Consider the following 3,058-nt stretch of genomic DNA (forward strand, 5'->3'; position numbering starts at 1 on the left):
AGCCGGCGGTCAACAGGAACGGTTGGCCCCCGAGATCCTCGTCGCCGTCACGCAGCCATTCGGCCGTCTTGTCCACCACGTACTCGCAGTACGAGTTCGACACGTCGAACTCGTCGAAGCCCAGCCGCTGCGGGTACGACGTCTCGTGCTGCATGCCGAAAAGCGCCGAGTACCAACCCGCATCGCTCAATATCTCCGGCAGGGTGCGCACGCCGCTGCGGTACTCCCAGCCGTGGTGCGCCAGCCCGATCAGGCCATTGGTCTGCGGATAGCGGCCGGTGAACAGCGATCCGCGCGACGGGGAGCACAGCGGCGCCGTGGCGTGCGCCCGGGTGAACAGGATGCCCTCGGCGGCAAGGCGGTCCAGCCGGGGGCTGGAGACGTCCGGGTGGCCGTAGACGCCCAGATAGCGACCCAGGTCGTGCCAGTGCACGATCAGCACGTTGTCTTGTCGGTCGGCTGCTTCGCCCGGCGCCAATTGCGTCACCTCTCCAATTTGCCCGCGACCGGCGACGATACCGCAGCTACTCGGGGGGAACCTGGGCGCGCCGACTCCAGCGGTTCTCGCAGACGAACTCCGAGAGCGGGCGGGCGACCGCCCAGCCGTCCAGCTCCAGCGCCGGCCGGTCGGGGAATCCGGGCACCGGTCCCAGGCACAGAATGGCCACCGGCTCCGCCCCGGCGGGCATCTCCAGCAGGGCCGCCAACCGCTGCGGATCGAACAGCGAAACCCAGCCCATGCCAAGGCCTTCGGAGCGCGCCGCCAGCCACAGATTCTGGATCGCGCACGACACCGACGCGAGGTCCATCTGCGGTAGCGTCCGCCGGCCGAACACGTGCCGCTCCCGGTCGTCGCCCAGCGCCACCACCAGAAGCTCGGCGCATTCCAGGATGCCTTCGACCTTCAGCGCCAAAAACTCCTCGCCCCGCTCGCCCAGGGCCGCGGCGGTGCGCGGGCGCTCTTCGTCGACGAGGGCGTGGATGCGGCGCCGCAGCCCGTCATCGGTGATCCGGATGAAACGCCACGGCTGCATCAGGCCGACGCTGGGCGCCGCGTGGGCCGCCTGCAGCAGGCGCGCGAGCACATCTTCGGCCACCACGCCGGGTGAGAACCGGCGCATGTCCCGCCGTTCGGAGATCACCCGATAGACGGCCCGTCGCTCCTGCGGGCTGAAGCCCTCCTCGCTCACGGGAGTCATCGTAGGAAATCCGCGTTAGCGTGAACGGTGTCCGCGGCACGGACCCGGCGAACACCCGAGAAAGGAGTGTCCAGTGAAGCCCTTCGACCTACTCGACCAGCTGCCCACCGACCGCGCCGCCGGCGGCGTGTACGGCGAGCCCTATCAGACACCGGACGGCGTCACGGTGATCCCCGTCGTCAAACCGTGCGGCGTCTTCGTCGTCCGCAACGGCGAGGCGTCCTGGACGCCCGCGGTGGACGGGAGTCGAATCGCGCTGATCGGAGTGCTGACCGGCCTGCTGGCGGCGGTGATCGGCAGTCTGGCGGTGCTGCGGCAGCCGCCCTGGCCGCGGATGACCGTCACGGACTATAGGTAACGCCGACCGCCCGGAAGACGTAGTCGGGCGGCATGTCGAAGGTGAGCGATCGCCGCGGCAGGCCGCTGAGCACATCGGCCGGAATGGCGACCTTGTAGTGCAGCGACAGTTCGCCGCTGAACTTCGGGTCCACCCGCGCGACGTCGACGTCGACCTGCAAACCGGTCGACGATATCTCGACCTGCGCCGCACCGTTGTGCGGCGCGTCCCAGCGGACGTCGACGGTCGGGCCGGCCAGCCTGGGCAGCATGGACAACGTGGCGAGCACCCGCTCGGAGCTGAACACCAGCGAACCCGTGTAGCTGGCGACGCTGTGCGGCAATCGCACGCCGGGGATGGCGCCCCGGAATCGCCGGGTCACCGGGACGTAGTCGGCGAGGTGGATAAGGCCCTCCGCCTCGACCTGCGCGTATACGTCGTCGGGTAGCTTGCCGATGCCGAGCAACCTACGGACAAACACGGCCATGACGCCAGTATGGACCGGCGCCGGGAACCGTGTGGTCAGGGCGCCCGCGCCGGCGCGCGGCGCAACTGGTATCGGTGGGGTCATGACCCGATCGCGGCTCATGCCGGCCGCCTGCATCGCCCTGACCGCCGTGGCGGTGTACGCGCTCATGTGGGTGGGTTACTCCCAGCACTGGCACTGGCAGCAGCGCATGGACTGGTCACTGCTGAACGCCGCGCGGGACAGCGCGGTCAAACACCCGTTCTGGGTGCGGTTCTGGGCCGACGTTTCCTTCGCGCTGGGCCCGGTACCGCTGCGGGTGCTGGGCACGGTGGCGGCGGTGGCCGCCCTGGTAATGCGCCGGCTGCGGGCGGCGCTGCTGCTGTTGGCGTGTGCGCCCCTGAGCGGGCTCGTCACGCTGGCGGCCAAGGCGCTGGTGGACCGGCCGCGGCCGTCGACCATGCTGGTGGCCGCGGCCGAGACATCGTTTCCGTCCGGGCACGCCCTGGAGGCGACGGCGGCGCTGCTCGCGGCGCTGTCCCTTGGGTTGCCGACGATGAACCGTGCGGTGCGCCGCGGTGCGGTCGCGCTGGTCGCGCTGAGCGTGCTGGGGGTGGGGATTTCGCGGGTGGCGCTGAACGTGCACTACCCGTCCGACGTATTGGCGGGCTGGTCGCTCGGCTACTTGTATTTCCTGCTGTGTTTCACGGTAATTCGGCCGACGAGCCCGGCTTCCTCCCGAAAGCCGTGCGACGCGGGGGATTTGGTCACGGCCCGGTGACCTAACCGGGTCTAAAGCTTTACTTGACCTCGCGCTGTGAGGGTCTGACGATAAAGGTCATGCGCCGACTGCTCGCTTCGCTATCCGCTTTGGCGTGCGCGATTTTCGGCTCGCTCGCGCTGGCGCCGATCAGTGCCGCGGCGGGCGCCCCCTGGTTCGCGAACGCCGTCGGCAATGCCACGCAGGTGGTTTCGGTGATGAGCACCGGCGGGTCGAACGCAACGATGGACATCTACCAGCGCTCCGCCGCCGGGTGGCAGGCGCTGCGGACCGGC

5 protein-coding genes and 1 pseudogene are annotated in these 3,058 nt (G+C 69.6%); 3 read left to right on the forward strand and 3 right to left on the reverse strand.

The genetic code is table 11. The features are described 5' to 3' along the window. Both A5711_RS02920 and bluB read right to left on the reverse strand, forming a co-directional pair. A partial coding sequence (locus tag A5711_RS02920; protein WP_156744750.1) for a sulfatase-like hydrolase/transferase occupies positions 1-487 on the reverse strand: 487 nt, incomplete at its 3' end. A gap of 37 nt (positions 488-524) precedes the next feature. Beyond that, positions 525-1,199 carry a 5,6-dimethylbenzimidazole synthase gene (gene bluB / locus A5711_RS02925; protein WP_067943908.1) on the reverse strand — a complete coding sequence of 225 codons (675 nt, stop codon included), beginning with the start codon at positions 1,197-1,199 and terminating at the stop codon, positions 525-527. 73 nt (positions 1,200-1,272) lie between these two features. On the opposite strand from bluB, the gene A5711_RS02930 reads away from it, so the two are divergent. Continuing rightward, positions 1,273-1,557, forward strand: coding sequence for a hypothetical protein (locus A5711_RS02930; RefSeq protein WP_067943910.1), 285 nt, complete (start codon positions 1,273-1,275; stop codon positions 1,555-1,557). On the opposite strand, the gene A5711_RS02935 is transcribed toward A5711_RS02930, so the two are convergent. Continuing rightward, positions 1,541-2,023, reverse strand: a complete 483-nt coding sequence (locus A5711_RS02935; RefSeq protein ID WP_067943912.1) for a hypothetical protein — start codon at positions 2,021-2,023, stop codon at positions 1,541-1,543. The two genes, A5711_RS02930 and A5711_RS02935, sit on opposite strands and share 17 nt — an antisense overlap. Positions 2,024-2,105: 82 nt before the next feature. On the opposite strand from A5711_RS02935, the gene A5711_RS02940 reads away from it, so the two are divergent. Both A5711_RS02940 and A5711_RS27410 read left to right on the forward strand, forming a co-directional pair. Next, positions 2,106-2,783, forward strand: coding sequence for a phosphatase PAP2 family protein (locus tag A5711_RS02940; RefSeq protein WP_067943914.1), 678 nt, complete (start codon positions 2,106-2,108; stop codon positions 2,781-2,783). 59 nt (positions 2,784-2,842) lie between these two features. After that, a pseudogene (locus A5711_RS27410) lies at positions 2,843-3,058 on the forward strand (hypothetical protein); the annotation flags it as partial.

The sequence above is a fragment of the Mycobacterium sp. E2238 genome (assembly GCF_001672665.1).
Classification (GTDB): Bacteria; Actinomycetota; Actinomycetes; order Mycobacteriales; family Mycobacteriaceae; genus Mycobacterium.